Origin of the sequence: Curtobacterium sp. MCBD17_040 (genome assembly GCF_003234805.2) — a bacterium.
In the GTDB taxonomy this organism is placed as follows: Bacteria; Actinomycetota; Actinomycetes; order Actinomycetales; family Microbacteriaceae; genus Curtobacterium.
Genome location: NZ_CP126273.1, coordinates 2,667,298 through 2,688,617 on the forward strand (window position 1 = coordinate 2,667,298; position 21,320 = coordinate 2,688,617).

The 21,320-nt window shown below is 71.5% G+C and carries 16 protein-coding genes; 3 read left to right on the forward strand and 13 right to left on the reverse strand.

What is annotated here, in order from left to right; translation table 11 throughout:
• Positions 1–7: 7 nt before the first annotated feature.
• From glmU to DEI94_RS12480, 5 genes are all read right to left on the reverse strand, one after another.
• Positions 8–1,483, reverse strand: a complete 1,476-nt coding sequence (gene glmU, locus DEI94_RS12460) for a bifunctional UDP-N-acetylglucosamine diphosphorylase/glucosamine-1-phosphate N-acetyltransferase GlmU (RefSeq protein WP_111026408.1) — start codon at positions 1,481–1,483, stop codon at positions 8–10.
• A 93-nt stretch (positions 1,484–1,576) separates the two neighbouring features.
• On the reverse strand, positions 1,577–2,788 hold the full coding sequence (locus DEI94_RS12465) for a zinc-dependent alcohol dehydrogenase (RefSeq protein WP_111026434.1): 1,212 nt from the start codon (positions 2,786–2,788) through the stop codon (positions 1,577–1,579).
• Positions 2,789–3,027: 239 nt separating this feature from the next.
• Entirely contained in the window at positions 3,028–4,572 is a 1,545-nt protein-coding gene (locus DEI94_RS12470; RefSeq protein ID WP_111026407.1) for a Mur ligase family protein, read from the reverse strand.
• Between the two features lie 135 nt (positions 4,573–4,707).
• Positions 4,708–6,093: an MFS transporter gene (locus DEI94_RS12475; RefSeq protein ID WP_111026433.1), complete on the reverse strand. Its 1,386-nt coding sequence runs from the start codon at positions 6,091–6,093 to the stop codon at positions 4,708–4,710.
• Between the two features lie 135 nt (positions 6,094–6,228).
• Positions 6,229–6,720 carry a DUF4126 family protein gene (locus DEI94_RS12480; protein ID WP_111026406.1) on the reverse strand — a complete coding sequence of 164 codons (492 nt, stop codon included), beginning with the start codon at positions 6,718–6,720 and terminating at the stop codon, positions 6,229–6,231.
• 228 nt (positions 6,721–6,948) lie between these two features.
• On the opposite strand from DEI94_RS12480, the gene DEI94_RS12485 reads away from it, so the two are divergent.
• Together DEI94_RS12485 and DEI94_RS12490 are read left to right on the forward strand one after the other, a co-directional pair.
• Complete coding sequence (locus tag DEI94_RS12485; protein WP_146244452.1) at positions 6,949–7,482, forward strand: hypothetical protein; 534 nt, start codon at positions 6,949–6,951, stop codon at positions 7,480–7,482.
• Positions 7,483–7,496: 14 nt separating this feature from the next.
• Positions 7,497–8,375, forward strand: a complete 879-nt coding sequence (locus DEI94_RS12490; protein WP_111026404.1) for a J domain-containing protein — start codon at positions 7,497–7,499, stop codon at positions 8,373–8,375.
• Positions 8,376–8,491: 116 nt separating this feature from the next.
• On the opposite strand, the gene DEI94_RS12495 is transcribed toward DEI94_RS12490, so the two are convergent.
• The 8 genes from DEI94_RS12495 to DEI94_RS12530 form a co-directional block, all read right to left on the reverse strand.
• The gene (locus tag DEI94_RS12495; RefSeq protein WP_220038788.1) at positions 8,492–11,812 is read right to left on the reverse strand and encodes a GH92 family glycosyl hydrolase; all 3,321 of its coding nucleotides are present in this window, start codon (positions 11,810–11,812) and stop codon (positions 8,492–8,494) included.
• Between the two features lie 247 nt (positions 11,813–12,059).
• A complete protein-coding gene (locus DEI94_RS12500) occupies positions 12,060–12,791 on the reverse strand; it encodes an OBAP family protein (protein ID WP_258377983.1) in 732 nt (243 codons plus the stop codon).
• A gap of 111 nt (positions 12,792–12,902) precedes the next feature.
• The gene (locus DEI94_RS12505; RefSeq protein WP_258377982.1) at positions 12,903–14,432 is read right to left on the reverse strand and encodes an alpha-L-fucosidase; all 1,530 of its coding nucleotides are present in this window, start codon (positions 14,430–14,432) and stop codon (positions 12,903–12,905) included.
• Positions 14,429–14,608, reverse strand: coding sequence for a DUF6903 family protein (locus tag DEI94_RS12510; RefSeq protein ID WP_111010970.1), 180 nt, complete (start codon positions 14,606–14,608; stop codon positions 14,429–14,431). The genes DEI94_RS12505 and DEI94_RS12510 overlap by 4 nt, the downstream gene beginning before the upstream one ends.
• Before the next feature lie 37 nt (positions 14,609–14,645).
• Entirely contained in the window at positions 14,646–15,524 is an 879-nt protein-coding gene (locus DEI94_RS12515) for a carbohydrate ABC transporter permease (protein ID WP_111010969.1), read from the reverse strand.
• Between the two features lie 10 nt (positions 15,525–15,534).
• Complete coding sequence (locus DEI94_RS12520) at positions 15,535–16,542, reverse strand: carbohydrate ABC transporter permease (protein ID WP_258368691.1); 1,008 nt, start codon at positions 16,540–16,542, stop codon at positions 15,535–15,537.
• 98 nt (positions 16,543–16,640) lie between these two features.
• Positions 16,641–17,966: a carbohydrate ABC transporter substrate-binding protein gene (locus DEI94_RS12525; protein WP_111026402.1), complete on the reverse strand. Its 1,326-nt coding sequence runs from the start codon at positions 17,964–17,966 to the stop codon at positions 16,641–16,643.
• A gap of 228 nt (positions 17,967–18,194) precedes the next feature.
• The gene (locus DEI94_RS12530) at positions 18,195–19,217 is read right to left on the reverse strand and encodes a LacI family DNA-binding transcriptional regulator (protein WP_111010967.1); all 1,023 of its coding nucleotides are present in this window, start codon (positions 19,215–19,217) and stop codon (positions 18,195–18,197) included.
• Positions 19,218–19,325: 108 nt separating this feature from the next.
• Here DEI94_RS12530 and DEI94_RS12535 point away from each other — a divergent pair, with 108 nt between their 5' ends.
• The gene (locus DEI94_RS12535) at positions 19,326–21,230 is read left to right on the forward strand and encodes a glycoside hydrolase family 35 protein (RefSeq protein ID WP_258377981.1); all 1,905 of its coding nucleotides are present in this window, start codon (positions 19,326–19,328) and stop codon (positions 21,228–21,230) included.
• The last annotated feature ends 90 nt before the right edge of the window (positions 21,231–21,320 follow it).

Consider the following 21,320-nt stretch of genomic DNA (forward strand, 5'->3'; position numbering starts at 1 on the left):
TGTGTGCTCACTCCTCGACCCGCGGGGTCGCGCTCTGGGGGGATGGGGCGGACGCGCGTCGTGCCCCCGCGGCCGCAGCGGCCTCGGCAGCAGGGGTTCCGGGCCGATGTTCCTCGACCCAGCCCTCGGTGATGCGCTGCGGGGCGTAGCTGATGGCGAGCGAGCCGGCGGGGACGTCCTTCCGGACCGTCGTTCCCGCTCCCGTGTACGCCCCGTCCCCAATCCTAACCGGGGCGACGAAGACGTTGTGCGAGCCGGTGCGGACGTGGGAGCCCACCTCGGTGCGGTGCTTGTGCACGCCGTCGTAGTTCGCGGTGATCGTGTTCGCGCCGATGTTCGAGCCCTCGCCCACCTCGGCGTCCCCGATGTACGACAGGTGCGGCACCTTGCTGCCGCGGCCGATGCGGGCGTTCTTCGTCTCGACGAAGGTGCCGATCTTGCCGTCGTCGCCGAGGTACGTCCCGGCCCGGAGGTACGCGAACGGCCCGACGGTCGCCCCCGCTCCGACGACCGCGAGCGTCGCGTCGGTCCGGACGACGGTCGCCCCGGGCCCGACCTCGGTGTCGCGGAGCGTCGTGTCCGGCCCGACGACCGCGCCGGTCGCGATCGCCGTGGCACCCTCGAGCTGCGTGCCCGGCAGGATCTCGGCGTCGGGCTCGATCGTGACGTCGAGGTCGATCCACGTCGTCGCCGGGTCCTTGATCGTGACGCCGGCGAGCTGGTGCGCGCGGACGATCCGGGCGTTGAGCTCGCGCCCCGCGTCGGCGAGCTGGGCGCGGTCGTTCACGCCGGCGACCAGCCACGGGTCGGACAGGGTGAGGACGTCGATGCGACCACCCCGGGCGGCGATGAGGGCGGGCGCGTCGGTGATGTACTTCTCGCCCTGCGCGTTGTCGGTGCCGATCGACGGCAGGACGGCGCGGAGCTGCGCGACGTCGAACGCGTAGATGCCCGCGTTCGCCTCGGTGATCATGCGCTGCTCGTCGGTGGCGTCCTTGTGCTCGACGACCCCCGTGAACGCACCCCGCTCGTCGCGGAGGATCCGTCCGAGCCCGGTCGGGTCGGGCGCGATCGCGCTGACGAAGGTCACGGCGTCGCCCGCGGTGGTGTGCTGTTGCACGAGGGCCCGGACGCTCGCCGCGTCGAGCAGCGGCACGTCCGCGCTGAGCACGACGACGACGCCGTCGAAGTCGGCCGGGAGCGCGGCGACCGCCACCTCGACGGCACGGCCGGTGCCGGGGACGTCGTCCTGGTCGACGACGAGGGCGTCCGGCATGCGCTCGGTGACCTCGGCCGCGACGCGCTCGCGCTCGTGCCGGACGACGACCGCCACGTGCGCCGGTGCGAGGGACTCCGCGGTGCGGAGCACGTGGGCGATGAGCGGGAGTCCGGCGAGCCGGTGGAGCACCTTGGGGGTCGCGGACTTCATGCGGGTGCCCTGCCCGGCGGCGAGGACGACCACGGCGATCGGCTGGTCGGTCATGCTCCCATCCTGGCCCGGTTCGCGGCCGGGAGGGACGACACACGGGCCCGGCGTCGGGTCCGGTGCCGCGCCTCCCGGCCGACACGCCGTCGGTCAGCGGACGAGCGTCAGTTCCACCTTGGTCCAGCCGTCCTCGCGCCGGTCGAACGCCTCGTACGCCGCGATCGCGTCCGTCATGGCCTCGTGCTGGGTGATCAGGGCCGTCGGGTCGAACTGCCCGCTCGCGACGAGGTCGATGAGCGGCGGCGTGACGGAGTGGTGATCGCAGTTCCCCGCACGGATCGTGAGGTTCTTGTTCATGGCCTCGCCGATCGGGTAGGCGTCGACGGTCGGCGAGTACACGCCGATGATCCCGATGCGGCCGTACTTCGCGACGACCTGCACCGCCCAGCGCGCGACCTGCGAGGGTCCGTCGCCCGGCTTCCACTGGTCGCCCCGAGGCCGCGCGTCGGGGGCGATCGAGGCGACCTCGGCGTCGAACTGCTCGGCCTCGTCGGCGGAGACCGCGGCGGGTCCCTGCTTCGGGCGCTCGGCGTCGACCCCGACCGCGTCGATGACGCAGTCCGCGCCGATCCCGTTCGTCAGGTCCATGACCGCCTGGACGGGGTCCTCGCGGTTGAAGTCGACGACCTCGGCGTGCTGCGTGAGGGCCTGGGCAAGCCGGGTCTCCTGGCCGTCCACGACGATCACGCGACCCGCGCCCTGCTTGAACGCCGAGGCGATCGCGAACTGCCCGACGATGCCCGCGCCGAACACGACGACCACGTCACCGCGGCTGACACCGGCCAGCTCGGCGCCGAACCACCCGGTCGGGAAGATGTCGGACAGCAGGATCGCCTGCTCGTCGCTCACGTTCTCGGGCAACCCGTGCATGGTGTTCTGCGCCCAGGGGACGCGCACGTACTCGGCCTGGAGTCCGTCCACGGGACCGGTCGACACCGGGCCACCGAAGAAACTCGTGCCGGCCTGCGGACCGTTCGGGTTCGCCACGTCGCACTGCGCCGTCTTGCCCATCCGGCAGTACCGACAGGCGCCGCACGAGATCGTGGAGTTGATGACGACGCGGTCGCCTGCGCTGAATCCGCGGACGGCGTCGCCGACCTGCGTGACGACGCCCACGGCCTCGTGACCGAGGATCGTGCCCTCCTGCATCGGGGCCATCGTCCCGCGGACGAAGTGCAGGTCGGTGCCGCAGATCGCGCTCCGGGTGACGCGGACGATCGCGTCGTGCGGGTCCTGGATCGTCGGCTCGGGGACCTCGTCGAGTCGGATGTCGCCGATGCCGTGCCAGACGACTGCCTTCATGAGCGTGCTCCTCACGTCCTGCCGCGCCTCGCGCACGAGCGTCGCGGATCCCCGGCTCTCGGGGCGCGCTGGACGGTACGCGGATGCCGGTGCGAGCCCGGGGGACGGCACTGCCAGGGTCGGCGGTCCGACCGGGAGGCACGGCGCACGTCGGCGACGTCGGACGCGGTGCCGGGCCTCCCGGACCCGCTGCCGGGCCTCCCGGACCCGGTCCTGGCCGCGCGGGCCGCGCCGCCGCCTCAGGCCTCGACGCCGACGCCCCAACCGGCCTCGGCGAGCGCCACCCCGGCGTCCTCGTACGACGAGTAGGGGACGTGCGCGTCGCCGATGATGCGGTAGTCGGTCAGCCCGGGGCCGGCCCAGTACACGGCCCCGTCCGCTCCCGCGTGGCGGAGGGCGGCGCGGATCGCGCTGGGCGGATCGGGGATCTCGAGGATGGTCGTGTCGGTGCCCGCCCCGCGCGCGCCGGCGAGGATCGCCGCGCGGATGGCGTCCGGGTCCTCGTGCCGGGGGTGGTGGTCCGCGACGATGACGACGTCGGCGTGCCGGGCCCCGACCTCGCCCATGCCCGCGCGCTTGGTCGGGTCCTTGTCCCCGTCGGCGCCGACGACCATGACGAGCGGCCCGGCCGTGAACGCCCGCATCGCGATGAGGCTCTTCTCGAACGCGTCGGGGGTGTGCGCGAAGTCGAGGAAGACCCGGGGCCCGGTGGCCGCGGACGCGTCCGCCATGCGCCCGGGGACGTCGACATCGAGCCGAGCGCCGACCGCGCGCACGAGGTCCGGGAACGGCACGCCCGAGGCGGCGAGCATGACGATCGCGAGCCCCGTGTTCGCCGCCATGTGCACGCCGAGCAGGGGCACCTCGGTGGTGACGGTCGCTCCCCCGGGGCCGTCGAGCCGGAACCGCGTGGCGTCCGGGCGCTGCTCGAGGACGGTGACGTGCCAGTCGGCGGCCGTGTCCGGGCGCGAGGTGATCGTCGTCAGGGGGACCTCGGCGGACGCCGCGATGCGCGCACCGGCGGCCGAGTCGAGCGACACGACCGCGCGCCGCGATCGGTCGGGGCGGAACAGGAGCGCCTTGGCCGCCAGGTACGCGTCGAGGTCGGCGTACTCGTCGAGGTGGTCGTGGCTGAGGTTCGTGAACCCGGCGACGTCGACGACGACCCCGTCCACCCGGTGACGGGACAGGGCCTGCGCGCTGATCTCGAGGGCGATGCCGTCGGCACCGTGTTCCAGGGCCGCGGCGAGGAACCCGTGGAGCTCGCTCGCCTCGGGGGTCGTCAGCCGGCTCGCGATGATCCGGTCGCCCACGTGGCGCTCGGCGGTGGAGGTCAGCGCGGTCCGCCACCCGAGGCGGCGCATGACCGCGTCGAGCAGGTACACGCTCGACGTCTTGCCGTTCGTGCCGGTGACGCCGAACAGCGTCGCGGACGGCGCGGACGTCCCGAACACGACCGCCGCCGTCCGACCGAGCACGGCGCGGGGTGACGGCACGACGAGGATCGGCACGGTCGACGCCGCGAGCGCCTCGGCACCCGCCGCGTCGGTGAGGACCGCGACGGCCCCCGCCGACAACGCGGCCGGGACGAACCGGACGCCGTGCGTGTGGGCACCGGGCATCGCGACGAACAGGTCCCCGGGGCGGACCTCGCCGTCCTCGACGGCGACGCCCGTCACGCGCAGGTCGTCGGGGACGGCGGTCGGCGTGGTCGCGCCGACGACCTCGGCGACGGCACGGAGCGCGGTGCCCGTCGGGTTGCGGGGCCGGAACGCATCGGACACCGGTCGACTCCTCGTCGTCGTGGCTCAGGACAGCGCGACGCTACGCCGGAGAGGTGCGGGTCGGGGTACGTGCCGTTCAGGCGACGGCGAGGAGGGGACGCGTGCTGCCCCCGCCCACCCGACCGGGGCGTCGGCTCAGGCCCGCCCGAGGGATGCCGGCTGCGCGCGCTGCACCCGGACGAAGAGCATGAGCACGAGCCCGGCGAGCAGCACCGCGACGATGCCGAGGATGCCGAACCGCGTGGATCCGCCGATCGTCACGGCGAGTCCGAACAGCGCGGGTGCCAGGAAGCTCGCCGCCCGGCCCGTGGTGGCGTACAGACCGAAGAGCTCGCCCTCGCGCCCGGGGGTCGCGAGGCGCGCGAGGTAGGCGCGGCTCGACGACTGCACCGGGCCGACGAACAGACACAGCGCGAGGCCGAGCACCCAGAATCCCTGCTGCGCGGTGCCGATGAACAGGACGCCCGTGCCGCACGCGACGAGTCCGACGAGCGCGGCGAGGATGAGCGCGCGCGAGCCGAAGCGGTCGTCGAGCCGTCCGGACACGACGGTGGCGATGCCCGCGACGACGTTCGCCGCGATCGCGAACAGGATGACCTCGGACGACGAGAACCCGAACACCTGCGCGGCGATGATCGCCCCGAACGTGAACACGGCGGCGAGGCCGTCGCGGAACACGGCGCTGGCGACGAGGAACATGAGGAGGTCGCGCCGCTCGCGCCACAGTCGGGCGACGTCGCGGCCGAGGTCCGCGTAGGCGCTGAGGACGCCGCTGCGCCGCGCCGGTCCGCGGGTGGCCTCGGGCACGACGACGAACAGCGGCACCGACGAGGCCGCGAGCCACAGCGCGGCGATGCCGATCGCGACCCGGACGCTCCACTCCCCACCCGCCACGGTCGACGGCAGGCCGAGCAGTCCCGCGCGGTCGGGCGAGCCGAAGTCCTGGATGCACAGCACGAGCAGGACGACGAGCAGCACGATGCCCCCGAAGTACCCGGCGGCCCAGCCGATGCCGGACACCCGGCCGGTCCGGCCCTCGGGGGCGACCTGCCCGAGCATCGCGTTGTAGCCGACGCTGGCGATCTCGTACGCGACCGTGCCGATGCCGAGGAGGGACGCCCCGAGCACGAGGTACGGCTGGGCTGGCGCGACGAACACCATGCACCCGATGCTCAGCACGATGCCGATCGTCGCGAGCAGCACCGACCGCTTCCGGTGCCCGGACGCGTCGGCGAACCGGCCGATCGCCGGTGCGATGAGCGCGACGACGACGCCGGCGATCGTCAGCGCGACCGACACCACGGTCGCGTTGTGGGCGAGGGCTGCCTCGACCGCCCGCCGCCCGGCTGCACCGTGCTCGTGCGCGACGAGGGCGGGGTCGACGAACGCGCGACTGGCCAGGTAGGTGCTGAAGACGAACGTCGTGACGACGGCGTTGAACGCGGCCGACCCCCAGTCCCAGAGCGCCCACGCGACGAGGCCACGCCGGTCGGTGCGCTGCGGGGGCGCCGTTGCTGCCATGGGCGAACCGTAGCGGAGCCGGGTGTCGCGCGGGTCGCGGCGCTGGCGGTCGGCGGCGATCACACGCGCTGACACGGCCGACCGGAGCCGGACGGGAGGGGCGAAGCCGCTGGCCCCGCCCCTCCCGTCCGTCGGTCAGTCGGCGGTGACCACCGCGGTCGCCCCCGTGACCGTGATCGCGTCCTCGACGAGCGCGACGACCGGGTCCGGCAGGCCGCTGACCCAGCCGAGGGCCGTGCGGCCGAGGTAGCCCGCGTAGCTCCCGATCACCGCGCCGACGCCACCGAGCACCGCGGTCTGGAGGCGCGACACACTGCTGCCGCCCACGCTCCCGATGACGAGGCCGGCGATCGCACCGGCCGTGACGCGTCCGAGGAGCGCCCCGGGCTTCAGCCGACTGGGCGTGACGGGGAGCTTGTCGGCGACGAGTTCCCCGGCCGCCGAGGCGACGAGGGCGCCTCGGCCGACGGGCGAGCGGAACACGGGCCACTGCTGCCAGGCACCCTGGAGCGAGGGGCGATCGTGCTGCAGCGCGAGGACCGCGAGGGGCGTGGCGGACCGGGCGCCCGTGAACACGCCGAGCAGCAGTGCCCGGGCCGGGATGGACAGCGTGGTGGTGCTCGGCATGGTGGGCTCCTCGTGGTGGCGGATGTGGTTCTCGCGCGAGGCTACCGACCGCGGGTCGACGGGGACCCAGCCCGCCGACGGGTGACGTGGAACGCGGCGACCGAGCGGGTTGCGGCGGCACCATCCAGCGCCCGGCACGCGGTCACCGGGCGTCGGGGCCGTGTGGACCGTCAGCGGGCGCCGGTCGCCCGTTCGCGGGACTCCCGACCGTCCGTCTGCATCAGTACGGTGGGGGCCACCGTCAGGACGACGGTCGGACCGGGGGTGTGGATGGTCGCCGAGCTGCGGCAGGTGCCGCTCCGATTCAACGCGCCGCCGGGGTGGCCGAGCCCGCCGGCCGACTGGGTGGTCCGCCGTCAGGGCTGGACACCGCCGCCGGGATGGACGCCCCCCGTCGCGAACGGCCGCCCGCCGAGCGCCCCGCCCGGCTGGGTCTTCTGGCGACGGAACGGCGCGGCCTGGCGTCGCGCGGCTGCCCCCGTCATCGGCCCGCCCGTCCGGAGGCTCACCGTTGCCAGCGCCGTGGTCGCGGTGTCGACCGCCGTCACGGTCCTCGCGGCGTTCACCCCGATGACCGCGTTCGCACTCGCCAGCATCGGCATCCTGGTCGGGCTCGTCCGGGTCCTCACCGGCGTCTTCGAGGTCGTCGACGCACGACGCGTGGCCTGGAGGACCGTCCTCCAGACGGCGGTTGCCACGCAGGCTGCGACCGACCGGGCCGCCTACGAGCGGTACCTCGCCGAGTTCCGGGCGACCGCATGAGCCGCCAGGAGACGATGACACCCGACGTCGCCGCGATCGTCCTCGACGTGCCCGCGGGCGCCTCGCGCAGCGAGATCGCCGCGGCGTACCGATTGCGGGCGCGCCTCGTCCACCCGGACCGCTTCGTCGACGCGAGCGAGGTCGAGCGCCGCGCGGCGAACCGCGAGTTCGCGCGCATCACCGATGCGAAGGACGCCCTCCTCGCCGCCGCCCCGGCGCCCGCGCCACGCACCGCGGCTGCGGACCGGCCGGGAGGCCCGACGCAGGGCTCGAACACAGCTGCCGATCCGCCGCGCGCCCGCCCGGTGCCGTTGTCCTTCGACGAGTTCGTCGCACGGGCGGAGTCGACCGCGCAACCGTGGGACGGACCCGTCACGCCCCGACGGCCCGTGCGCCGGTTCGGGATGCGGACGCTGGTCGTGGCGTCGATCGCGCTCGTGGCCGTGGCCTTCCTCGGGGCGGGCGTGGTCAGCCAGGCCACGTCGTCCTCGGGCAGCGCGGGCGGCGCGACGGGGTCGTACGACAGGACGGGCACGCACGCCTCGTCTGCGCCGACGGGCAGGACCGGGCGCGTCGCACACACCGGTGGCGCGCGCGACGCGGCAGCGGCGGGGTGGATCGAACTGACCCGCAGCAACTGGCGGGTCCTCTCGACCGCGACCGACTGCACGACGAACACCGGGTGCTTCGACGTCGACATCACGCCGCTCGGGAGCTGCCGCGACGCTGAACTGCGCTGGGGTCTGACCCAGTACGACGACCGCGTGCCGAGCAGCCTCGTCACCGTCCGCACGCCGCTCGTCGCGGACCGGACGAACCACGTGGTCGTGCCGATCCCGCGAGGCCACCGCGACTTCTACATCGACCTCGACGAAGCGAGCTGTCCGGGCTGAGCCGGCGGGCCGCTCCTCCGCGCGATGACAGCGCGAACGGCCCCGGTGGACCGAGTCCACCGGGGCCGCCACGCGCCTCCGAACCGGCTGCCGATCGGCAGCCGGCTGCGGGCCTCCTAGCCGATCGCGAAGGCGAACACGTGGAGCGTGCCCGCGTTCGTCGTCGCCGGGAGGGTGACGCTCGACACCGTCTTGCCCGCCGTCAGCGCACCGCTCGTCGTGAACAGGTACGCGTGCACCGGGTCACGACCACCGCTCGAGGTGTCGCGGTACGCGGAGTCGGCCACGACCTGTTCGCCCGCCGTGGGCTGCGAGGAGCCGGCGTTGAGCGTCCAGTCGCTGAACCCGAGGGTCAGCGTCGAGGTCGTTCCGTCCGTGTAGTGGACGGTGAACGTCCCGGTCGAGTCGGGGTCGCCGTTCGTGGCGCTCCCGAGGATGCCGAGGCGGGTCGCACCCGCGGCGCCCTGGAGGGGAACCGTCTGTCCGCCGGCCTGGATGTTGTCGAAGTCACCCGGCGTGGTGTCCGGCAGCGTGTAGGTGAGCCCGTCGGACTGCACCGTGCCACCGAGCGTGAGCCCGGCCGCCGCGAGCGCCTGCGCCGAGTACGACCATCCCTCGCCGTCGTAGGTCGAGGACAGGCTCAGCCCGTCCTGCGCGATGCCCGCGTCGTCGTAGAACGGCCACAGTTCGCCCGGCTTCGCCACGTCCACCTCGACCGTGACGTTCGGCAGGCGGTTGCCCGCCTGGTCGCGGAAGGTGAACGTCTGCGTGTACCGGCCCTCGGTCGTCGGCGCGGTGATGCCGACGGTCGCGGTGCCCGTGCCGTTCGCCGCGAGGACGAGCGATCCCGAGGCCGGACCGGCGGACGTCCCGGCGGAGGTGCCCGAGGACCCCGCGGGCGCGGCCGACCACGAGACGGTCTGCTTCTTCGCGGTCAGGTTGCGGACGCCGAGGTGCACCGTCGCCGCGGTCCCGGGCGCCGTCACGACGACGCTCTGGTCCGTGGAGCCGAGCGCGGACGCCAGCCCCGTGGTGTCGGACGGCGGCGCGTCACCGGCCGCCGCGGCGAAGGACGTGTTCGGCTTCGCTCCGAGTGCGAAGGTCACCGAACCCCCCTTCGTGATCAGCGACGGGTCCAGGTACGCGTGCGACCAGCTCGCGCCGTTCGACGTCATGCTCTGGACGTACTGGTTCGTGGTGGACGCAGCCGGCGCCGACTCCGTCAGCGTCCCTCCCGACGGCAGGTGGATCGCGACGTTCGCGAACACCGGGCTGCCGAGCGCCAGGTCGGTGGTCCCCGGGGTCTCCGGGAAGAAGCCGAGCGCCGACCAGACGTACCAGGCGCTCATCGTGCCGAGGTCGTCGTTGCCGGCGATCCCCGCGGGCTGGTTCGTGAAGATCTGCTGCTGGATGCTCCGCACCGTCGACTGGGTCTTCCACGGCTCGCCCGTGTAGTCGTACTCCCACGGGATCTCGATGCTCGGCTCGTTCCCGAAGTCGGCGTTCGCGCTGGTCGGGTTCTTGATCGTCGAGGTCAGCGCGTCGAGCTTGGCGTTCCAGGCCTTCTTCCCGCCGTCCGCCGCGATCAGCCCCGCGATGTCGAACGGCTCCATCGGCGTGTACTGCGCCGCGGACCCCTCGACGAAGCCCTGGGACGAGGTCGGGGAGAACCCGGCCGTGAACACGCCGTTCGTGTTCTTCGGCTGCAGGTACCCCGAGGCCGGGTTGAAGACGTTCTGCCAGTTGTTCGCGCGCTCCTGGTACTGGTGCGCGACGCTCCCCTTGCCGATGGCGGTCGCGAAGGACGCGATGGCGTGGTCGGCCGTGTTGTACTCCTGCTGCGTCGAGACGGCGCCGTAGAAGTTGCAGCAGCCGTAGGAGCCGTCGATGGGGATGTAGCCGTCGTCCTCGTACGCCGACAGGGCGGGACGCACGTCGTTCGGCTCGTTCGCCTCACGCTGCATGGCGGCGAGCGCGGCCGAGGTGTCGAAGTCGCGGGCCCCGAACGCGTATGCGTCGGCGATGATCGCGTCCGCCGGGTCCCCGACCATGACGTACGACTCCCCGTTGTTCAGCGCCCACTTCGGCAGCTGTCCCGTCTGGTCGTACTGGTTGAGCATCGACCGGACGGAGTCGCTCGTCTGCTGCGGTGCGACGGTGGCGGCGAGCTGGACCTGGCTGCGGTAGATGTCCCAGCCGGAGTAGTTGGCGTATTCGATGTGTCCCTTCGCAGCGGTGTGGACCTGCCCGTCGAAGCCGGCGTACTGCCCGTTCACATCACTGAAGACGTTCGGGTGCAGCAGCGCGTGGTACATCGCGGTGTAGAACGTCTTCTGCGCCGCGGTGTCGCCGCCCCCGACCTGGATCTTCGAGAAGATCGCGTTCCAGGACGCCGTCGCGGCGCTCTCGACGTGGTCGAACGCGAACGTGCCGTTCTCGGTCGTGCGGTTCTTCTTGGCGTTCGCCGTGCTCACGTAGGAGATGCCGACGTTCGTCTGCACGGTCGCCTTCGACGACGTGTCGAAGCTGACGTACGCGCCGTCGGCTCCCTCGACCGGCGGCGCGGCCGCACGCGACCTGGTCTGCGGGGAGGTCGCGGTGGCGCCCGCCCCGCCGGTCGCGCCGGGCGAGGCCTTGCCGGTCACGTTCGGCACGGTCTGCCGCTGCCCGGTGGACGAGCGCGGCTGCAGGGTGCCCGCCTTGCCCGAGGCGCTGCGCGGCGCGAGGTTCCGGGTGACCGTGGCCTGCTTCGCGCCAGCGTCCACCGTCGAGTCCTGGTAGGTCCCGTAGCCGGTGATGGCGTGGTCGAAGGTCATGTCGAAGTAGAGCGTGTACTTGTCGGTCGCCCCGCAGAAGTCCCCGCTCGTCACCGATCCCTGGATCTCCTTCGGTCCGACGACACGGAAGCTGGTCGCCGAGGAACCCGCTGCGCTGTCGGACAGCTTGAGGAGGAGGTTCGCCTGCGCGTCCTTGGGGAACGTGAACCGGCCCGCTCCCGTGCGGAGCGTCGAGGTGAGCTCGCTCGTGATCCCACCCGCGGTCAGCTCGTAGGAGCCCGCGTGCGCGGTCTCCGCGGCGTGGTCCAGCGGGAGCGTCGCGGCGTCCGGCGATGCACCGACCGAGCCGCTCGTCGGCAGGATCGGGATGTCACCCGACGCGGCGCACCCGGGACCGGAGATGTGCGTCAGGCTGAAGCCGGTCACCGACGAGTCGTTGTACTCGTAGCCGCCGCCAGCTGGCCGGGACGGCGTGTCCGGGCTCCACTGGACCATCCCGAAGGGCACGTCGGCCCCGGGGAAATCGTCCACCGCGCCGGATGTCCCGATGATCGGGTCCACCAGGGACGCGGGGTCGCTGACGTATGTGGGCGCCGCTTGCGCGACGCCGGACGGCACGAGGGCCGCTGCGGCGAGCGCCGCGACGGAGACCCCCAGCAACACTGCTGGAGGTCGACGGAATTTCGACAAGGGTTCCCCTTCGATCGCAGCGGCGCACGCCACGGTCGAACCCCGATCGCAGTGACGTCGCTATCAACTGGATGGCGTCATGCTGGACCCGGGGAACGGGTGGAGTAAAGCATTCCGCACGGATCGTCCCCCACGAACGGGGGGCAGGTCCGCACAAGGGCGGACACCGTTCCGGAGCCTCAGGGTCGCACTGCGCGCGCAGGTCGCGGCCAGCGGGTCAGGGGCGCCCGTCCTGCGCGTCGACCACGCCGGGAGTCGGACTCGTCCCGCTGAAGGCGTCGCGCATCGTCCCGACTCCCTGCTGCGGATGCGCCCGGTCGAGGTACTTCGCCCGGGACGCCTTCCGCGGCTCGGGGTCCGTGTGCATCGCGGCGTTGCGGTCCCGACGCAGGGCCTCGTCGACCTCGCCCTCGCGGTTGAACGACCACATGAGCATCGGGTCGCCGAGGGGCAACGGCTGCGCCGGGTGCTCCCCCATCGCCGTGCTGTGCCAGGTGTGCCAGGTCTTGCCGTACGAGTTCACGAGGTGCCCCATCAGCTCCGTCTCGATGGCGACCGGCAGTCCGGGCGCGACGAGTTCCCCGGAGAACACCTCGTGGTTGTGCGGGTGCCACGCGGCCCGTTCCTCCTCGGGGAGCGTTCCGTACAACGCCTCGGAGACGATGTACTCGATGCCGATCAGGTTCGCGTCGCGCGTGTTGCCGTCGAAGAGGACGCACTGGAGCATGTCCGCGTTCACCACCTTGCAGAAATGGTGCGCCTCCATCTGCAGGTCCGGCTCCCCCTTGACGCAGTGGAAGCCGACGACGTAGACGTCGAACCGAGCCAACGGTGCGGTGGTCTGCAGGACGTCGGCGCCGCGGTCGAGCAGGGCGAGTTCGAACCCGCCGGGCCGGCCGGGAGGCACGACACCGGTCGAGCGGTTCGCGACAGCTGGATTCAGGGGCACGATGCATCTCCTCGGGCTTGGAACTCCTGCTCATCGCACTCCGCGCTGCCTGCCAGCCGCCTCAGGACCCGGGGCGCCGGACCACCACCCTCGCGGGCACACGCCCCCCGCTCATCCGCCGGGTGTCACCGCCGCCCTGACCACTGCGACGCCCGCGATCACCGGGACGGCGCGGGAGAGCCGGATCTCGATCGTCACGGTGTCGACGAGTTCGGGGGCGAGCGGGACGATGCGCTGGTAGCCGACCGCACCGAACTCAGCGCGCAGGACGAGTGCACCCCGAAGGGCCGCCGTCACGACAGCGCGCTCGATGCGTTGCCCGACGGCGATCTCCTCCTTGATGACGACGGCCTCGACGACCGTCGGCTCGGCCAGTCGCAGGGTGAGGTGCGGCGACGCATCGCCCGGCTCGGGCTCCCACCGACCGGTGCCGTTGGCGAGGTCGAGCGCCGGACCCGCGGGCGAGCCGATGTCGGGGCGCGGCCAGCCATCGCCGCCAGTTCGGACCACACCGCTCGACGGCTCGACGTCCGCCTCGACGACGCGCCGACGCTGGTCCGCGATCCGTTCGCCGAGCTCGGCGAGCACCGCGACGTCGGGCTCCGCGATCCGACCGGCTCGTGTGGGCGGGACGTTCAGCAGGAACCCCGCGTTGCCGCCCACCGCCGACCGGTGGATCGCGAACAGCTCGTCGACGCTGCGGACCGCGTCGTCCTCGGCCGGGTGGTGGAACCAACCGGGGCGGATCGACGTGTTCACCTCGGCCGGGTACCAGACCAGGTCGTCCTCGTGCCCGGCGAGGGCGGCTCGGCTGCCCAGATCCTCCTCGTCGCTCCGCACCAGCGTGGTGAAGGTGCCGTCGTCGACCTGCTGGGATCGTTCGGCGATGCGCTCGGCGTCCTGCAGCGCACGCGGCACGACGCTCCACTCGTCGGCGCGGGTGTGCCCGGCCTCGTTCCCACACCAGCGGACGTCCGGGCCGCAGACGTTGATGACCGCGCCCGGTTGGAGTTCGCGGATGACGGCGTAGTACCGGTCCCAGTCGTACACCTGGCGTCGACCGTTCGGTCCCTCGCCGTTGGCACCGTCGAACCACACCGAGAACACGTCGCCGTACCCGGTGAGCAGCTCCGTGAGCTGGGCCACGTAGAAGTCGTCGTACGCGCGGCCCGAACCGTAGGACGCCTCGGTCCGGTCCCACGGCGACAGGTAGACGCCGAACCGGAGACCGTGGCGCCGGGCGGCGTCCGCGACCTCGCCGACCAGGTCGCCGTGCCCCCCGCGCCAGGGCGATGCGGCCACGGAGTGGCGGGTCACGGCGCTCGGCCAGAGACAGAAGCCGTCGTGGTGCTTGGCGGTCAGGATCACCCCGGTCATGCCGGCGCTCGCGACCGCTGCCATCCACTGGTCCGTGTCGACGTCCTCGGGATCGAAGAGCGCCGGGTCCTCGTGTCCCGCACCCCATTCACGGTCGGTCATCGTGTTCATGCCGAAGTGGACGAACGCGGTGAACTCCATCGCCTGCCACGCCAACTGCCGCTGAGAGGGGCGCACTGCGACCATCGCCGCCAACGCGGGATCCAGTGGGGTGACGGCACTCGTGGCGGCCGCTCCGGGACTCCCGGCCGCTGCTCCGCTCACCGGAACCGCCGGTTGTAGCTCCAGAGCACGGCGATGAGTCCGGCGAGCCCGACGAGCATGAGCAGCAGGCTCGGCCAGCCGACGTGGGTCCGCGCGACCACGACGAGGACGACGCAGACGAGCACCGCCACGACGCGGGCCACGATCACGAGTGCCGCTGCGGTCGATTCCTTCACTATCCAGATCCCTTCATGACGTCGAACACTGCCGCGCTCATCCCTTGACCCCGCCGGACGCCATGCCCTCGATGAGCCGACGTTGGATGAGCGCGTACACGATGAGCACGGGGACGATGACGATGACCATGCCGGCGTAGAGACGTCCGTAATCGGCAGCGGCCTTCTCGGCGGTCATCAGGTTGAGGAGACCGACCTGGACCGTCTTGTGCGACCCGGTCAGCAGGGTCATCGAGATGATGAAGTCGTTCCAGTAGGCGAGGAAGTTGAACAGGATCACGGTGGTCACCGCGGGGCGCGCCATCGGGAGCATGATCCGGGTCATCACGCCGAACCGGCTCGCGCCGTCGAGCGACGCGGCCTCCTCGTAGTCCACCGGGATCGTGCGGAAGAACGCGGTGAGCAGGTAGATCGTGAACGGGATGCTCGTCGCCGCGTAGACGAGGGAGAGCATCACGGGGTCGTTGAGGAACAGCCCGTTCGGCGCGATCGAGCTGATCGCCCGGTCCCAGCCGACGAGCATGAGGAAGATCGGCACGACGATGTAGTTGACGTTGACGAACAGGCCCGCGAGCAGCGCGAGTTCGATGATCCGCTTGCCCGGGAACTCGTAGCGCGCGATGACGTAGGCGGCGGGAATCGAGACCGCGAGGACGAAAGCGAGCCCGAGCAGCGTCACGAGCACGCTCGTCAGGAAGTACTGGCCCATCTGGGCGTCGACGAACGCGGCGACGTAGTTCTGCCAGTGGAAACCCTGCGGCAGCGCCCATGGGCTGCCGTAGAACTCGCTCTTCTTCTTGACGGACGCGAAGATCACCCACGCGACCGGGACCGCGGTGGCGAGCGAGGCGATGATGACGAGGACGTAGGTGAGGGTGCGGCCGACGCGGGGGCGGCGAGTGGTGATGGTGGTCATGGTCGACTCCTCAGAACTGCAGCGGCTCGCGCTTGGTGGCCCGGCTCACCAGGAGCGAGACGAGGAACGAGAACGCGAAGATGACGACCCCGATCGCCATCCCGTAGCCGTAGGACCCGTTCGTGTAGGCCTGCTTGTACATGTAGGACAGGAGCACCTCGCTCGAGCCGTCGGGCCCACCGCCGGTCATCGCGTGCACGAGGACGAAGCTGAGGTTGACCGCGCTCATGATGAAGAAGGTCAGCGTGGTGCGGAGGTTCTGCCAGATGAGCGGCAGCGTGATCGTGAAGAACTGGCGACCGTTGCTCGCGCCGTCGAGCGACGAGGCCTCGTAGAGCTCCTCGGGGACGCTCGCCATGCTCGACATGTACATGACCATGTAGTAGCCGAGCGACTGCCAGACCATGGCGATGCCGACGGAGTAGACGACGATGTGCTGGTCGCCGAGCCAGACCTGACGGAGCCCGTCGAGCGACAGCAGGTGGAGCGAGCCGTTGATGAGCCCGTTGTCCTGGTCGTAGATCGCGGAGAAGATCGCCGCGATCACGACGACCGACAGGATGTTCGGGATGTAGAGGATGAACCGGTAGAGGTTCTTCGCGCGGAGCGACTGCCGGGTCATGATCGCCGCGAGGAACAGTGCCATCCCCATGGTGACGACGGTGACGACGACGAGCAGCGCGACCGTGTTCTCGAACGCCCGGATGAACTGCTGGTCCTGGAACAGCGCCTCGAAGTTCTGGAGCCCGACGAACTGCGCGGTCGGCGAGAAACCGCTCCAGGTGAACAACGACATGCGGAACACGCTGATCGTCGGCCACACCATGAACACGGCGAACAGGACGAGCGCCGGGGCGAGGCAGGCGATGACGAAGCCCCGACCGCCGCGACGGCCACCGCTCCCTTGGCGTGCGACGCCCGGCTGGATCCGCCGGATCCGGCGCTCACGGGAGGGCGCGACCGGTGCCGGGGTACCGGCGACCGTGGTCGGTGCCGGTGGTGTGGAGGTTGAGGTCACGATTGACGTCCTTCGCTTGGTTCCTCGTGTGGTCCCTCGTGGGGCCCGGCGGTCCCGGGATCAGCGGGACCGCCGGGGCGGGTGTGCGATGCTTCCGGTCAGTCCTTCGCAGCGTGGAGCTTGTTGCTCGCGGCGTTCAGGGCGCTCCGCCACTGGGCCTCGGTCTTGTCGCCGGTGATGATGCTGTTGGCGGTGCCGAAGAGGGTGTCCTGGATGCTGACGCCCTGGACCGTCCCGGTACTGGCGAAGCCGCCGACGATCGGCTTGACGCCCGACTCGTCGTAGACCTTGTAGAACGACTTGTTGTCGCCGGTCAGGAGCGAGGACACGCCCTTGATGGGCTGGATCGCCCCGGAGGCAGCGAACAGCTTGGCGGCCTTCTTCGAGTACATGAACGCGATGAAGTCCTTCGCCGCGTCCTTGTGCTTCGCCGCGCTCGGCACCCACACGGCCTCGGTCTGCGTCGCGATGTACCGTTCGTCACCGGCGGAGACCGCCGGCAGCGGCATGAGTCCCCACTCGAACCCGGAGGCCCGCGGTGCGCTCGCCATCTCCGTCGAGACCCACGTTCCGTTCGGCATGAAGAGCGCCTTGTCGTCCATGACGCTCTGCTGGTTCTTCAGGTAGTCCTGCTCGTTCGCGTAGCCGACGGTGGTCGGGGCGGCGTAGCTCAGCAGCTTCGTCGCGATGTCGAGGACCTTCTTGCCCTTCGCGGTCTCCCAGATCCCGGGCTTGTAGTTCATGACGTCGTCGTAGAACGCCTTGCCGCCGACGTCAGCCGTGAGCGCGTAGAAGAACGAGTCGAGGTAGCCGGTCGTCGGGTAGGTGAACAGCGACATGCCCTGCGCCTTGGCCTCGTCGCCGAGCTGGAACATCTGCTTCCAGGTCGTCGGGACCGCCCAGCCCTTCTCGGCGAACAGGTGCTTGTCGTAGACCAGGCCGGTCGGCGCGTAGTAGACGGGCATCAGGTAGGTCTTGTCGGTGCCGTACGGGTTGGTCGCCAGGTTGCCGACGATGCCCCCGGTCAACTGTGATGAGACCGTGCCGCCCTGACCCGGGATCTTCTCCTTGAGCACCGGGGTGAGGTCCTCGAGCGCCTTGTCCTTGACCATCGTCTCGGTGAGGCCGGCCGCGCGTCCCTCGCCGAGCTCGACGAGGTCCGGGTAGTTCCCGGCCTTCATCTGCGGGGTGATCTCGTCCTCGATGTCCTTCGACAGCGTGAGCTTGATGTGGACATTGGGGTGGAGCTTCTCGTACGCGTCGATGACCTTGTGGTACATCGCGGTGCCGTAGCCGCCTTGGAGCGCGGCGAAGTCCAGCGTGGTGGAGCCGCTGGACGACGAGCCGGAGTTCGTCGTCGAGCAGCCGGCGAGCAGTCCGAGCGCCGCGACGGCGGCCCCGATCATGACGAGCGGTCTCTTCATCGTTGTGGGTCCTTCCGTGGGCGCGTTGCCCGGACGGGTCGAAGTGGGGGTGGTGGTTCCGGTCCGCCAGCCCGGGCACGGATCGGCGTCGTCGTCGTCCGCGTGCCGGTCGGGGTGCTCCTGGTTCGCGGATGTCAACACTGTGGCATCGATAACACGGACGCGCAAGCAGGTTAACGAGCCGGAAACAAACGGCACGGCGCTCGCCCGGCCGGCCGCTCCCTCGACTCAGCGAACGGCGGGAGCGGCGGTCGTGGCCCGGACGACGAGCTCCGGGGCCCCGTCGTCGGTCAGCGGGCGGCCGGCACCGGGCGCGAGCAACAGGTCGACGGCGGCCGCACCGACACGGTGGAAGTCCTGCCGGACCGTGGTGAGCGGCGGCGAGCAGTAGGCCGCGAGCGCGATGTCGTCGACGCTCACGATCGAGACGTCGTCGGGCACCCGCCGCCCGTGCTCGCGCAGGGCGCGGATGACCCCGAAGGCCATCTCGTCACTCGCGACGAACACCGCGGACACGTCGGGGATCATGGCGAGGATCTGCCCCTGCCGGTGACCCGAGGCAGGCGACCAGTCCCCTTCGAGCGGCGGCGGCGGTTCGATCCCCACGGCCACCAGGGCGTCCTCCCAGCCCTGCCGACGCTGTCGGGCCTCGATCCACTCGTCCGGTCCGCCCACGTGCCACACCTGACCGTGCCCGAGTGTCAGCAGGTGCTCCGTCGCGAGTCGCCCGGCGGCGCGCTGGTCGATCCCGACCACGGCCGCGCCGGCCGTGCGCGAACCGTCGACGGTGACGGTCGGGATCTCGCGGGTGATCTCCTCCATCTTGCGGGTGACCGAGATGAGCGGGACCGCGATGACGATGCCCTCGACCCCCTGGTCGGCGAGCTTCGACAAGGACCGCTCCATCTGGCCCGTGTCGAGGGACGCGATGGTCGCGATGCTCACGGCGAGTCCGGCGGCCTCGGCCGCCGACTCGACACCCGCCGTCACCGCCGAGCGCGAGTAGTACCCGCCGGACTGCAGCAGCACGAGTCCGAGCGTGCGGGACCGGCCGGACGACAGCATCCGGGCCGCGTTGTTGAGTCGGTACCCCAGCTGCTCGACCGCCAGGAGGACGCGTCGACGCGTCTCGGGGTTGACGTTCGGGGAGTCGCGCAGGGTCCGCGAGACGGTCTGCGCGGACACCCCGGCGGCCCGCGCGACGTCGGTCATGCTCGGACCGCGGACGGCGTGGATGTCGGTCTCGGTCATGTGCCTACTGTGGCAGTGCGGTCGGCATCGATGCCATCGCGACCGCTGCTCGGCGAGCCGTTCCCGGCGATGTTGGCAGAGATGGCATCGATAACATACGATCGCGGCGTGACGGATCTGCCCTCGACCGGCGTCGCGCCGGTGCGCTCGACCCTGCTCGAACCGACCGGATCGATGATCCCGGACGCGGATCCGACGAGGACCAGTGGGACGACGACCCGCTCCGGAGCGACCCTCACGTGGGCGGACCGCCGCCTGTACCGCGAGGGCGCACCCCACCGGATCCTCTCGGGAGCCCTCCACTACTTCCGCGTCCATCCCGACCTGTGGCGGGACCGTGTCCGGCGGCTCGCAGACCTCGGGCTCAACACGGTGGACACCTACGTGCCCTGGAACTTCCACCAGCCGCACGAGCAGCGCGCTCCCCGGTTCGACGGTTGGCGGGACCTCGAGCGGTTCCTGACCGTCGTCGGCGAGGAAGGCCTCGACGCCGTCGTCCGCCCCGGACCGTACATCTGCGCCGAGTGGTCGAACGGGGGCCTCCCGAGCTGGCTCACCGCCCGCGGGGTCGCGCTCCGCAGCTCCGACCCGGGTTTCACGGGCCCGGTCGGGTCGTGGTTCGACGAGCTGGTCCCCCGGGTGCGGGACCTGCAGGCGAACCGTGGCGGCCCCGTCGTCGCACTCCAGGTCGAGAACGAGTTCGGCAGCTACGGCGACGACCATGCCTACCTGCTCTGGAACCGCGAGGCCCTCGTGTCACGCGGGATCGACGAGCTGCTCTTCACGGCCGACGGCCCCACGGACCTCATGCTCGACGGGGGGAGCGTCCCGGGGACCCTCGCCGCCCTCACGATGGGCTCCGGGCCGGCGGCGGCGCGGCGGCTGCAGGCGAACCGCCGACCCGAGGAGCCGTTCGTCGTCGCCGAGTACTGGAATGGATGGTTCGACCACTGGGGCGAGCCACATCACGTCCGCTCCGTCGCGAGCGCGACGTCGACGCTGTCGGGCATCCTCGACGACCACGGCAGCGTCAGCGTGTACATGGCGCATGGCGGCACGAACTTCGGCCTCTGGGCGGGCGCGAACGAACTCGACGGCGTCCTGCAGCCCACCGTCACCAGCTACGACTCCGACGCGCCCATCGCCGAGGACGGCACGCTGACCCCCAAGTTCCACGCCATGCGCGCCGAGCTCGGTGTCGACGGTTCGGTGCCGCTCCGCGTCGCAGCGCAACCATCACACCTGCCACCGCGGACGATCGCGCTGCAGCGCCGTGCGGACCTGCTCCCCGGCCTCCGGGCGGTCGGCGAGCGGTCGGTGTTCCGGCCGCTGCCCGCCGCCTACGAGGACCTCGGACTCGACGCGGGTCTCGTCGTCCACGTCGCGTTCCCTCGGATCCCCGCAGGCGTCCACGAACTCACCCTGACGGAGGTACGCGACCGCGCGGTGGTCCTGGTCGACGGGGCGCCGGTCGGCGTCATCGACGGCCCAAGCGGTTCCGTGACGGTCACCGGCACCGGTGACGCGATCCGTCTGGAGGTCGTGGTCGAGTCCCTGGGACGGGTGAACTACGGTCCGCTCCTCGGCGGCCGCAAGGGGTTGCTCGGGCCGGTGCTCGTCGACCGGAGGATGGTCCAGGGCTGGGAGAGCGTGGCAGTACCACTCCAGGACCTCGGCCCGGACCAGCTCGACGCCGCGACGAGCGCTCCCGTCACCCGAGCCACGACCGCACCGGCTTCCGGCTTCGCCACCGCGACCCTCGACGTCGACGAGCCGGCCGACACGTTCCTCGCCCTGCCTGGTTCGACCAAGGGCTTCGTGTGGGTCAACGGGTTCCTGCTCGGCCGCTACTGGGAGATCGGTCCGCAGGTCACCCTGTACTGCCCCGCCCCGCTCCTCCGTCCAGGCGCCAACACCGTCACCGTGCTCGATCTCGAACGCCTCGGCACCGTGCTCGAACTCCGGGACGGACCGGAACTCGGCCCAGCCGAGGAGTACGTCGAGGAGTTCTGACCTCCTCCCCCCGAACGGGAACGGGCGACTTCCCCGGTGTCGTCCGACCGCGACCTGTCGGAACCAGGCGGTTTCCGGGGGGCGGGGGGC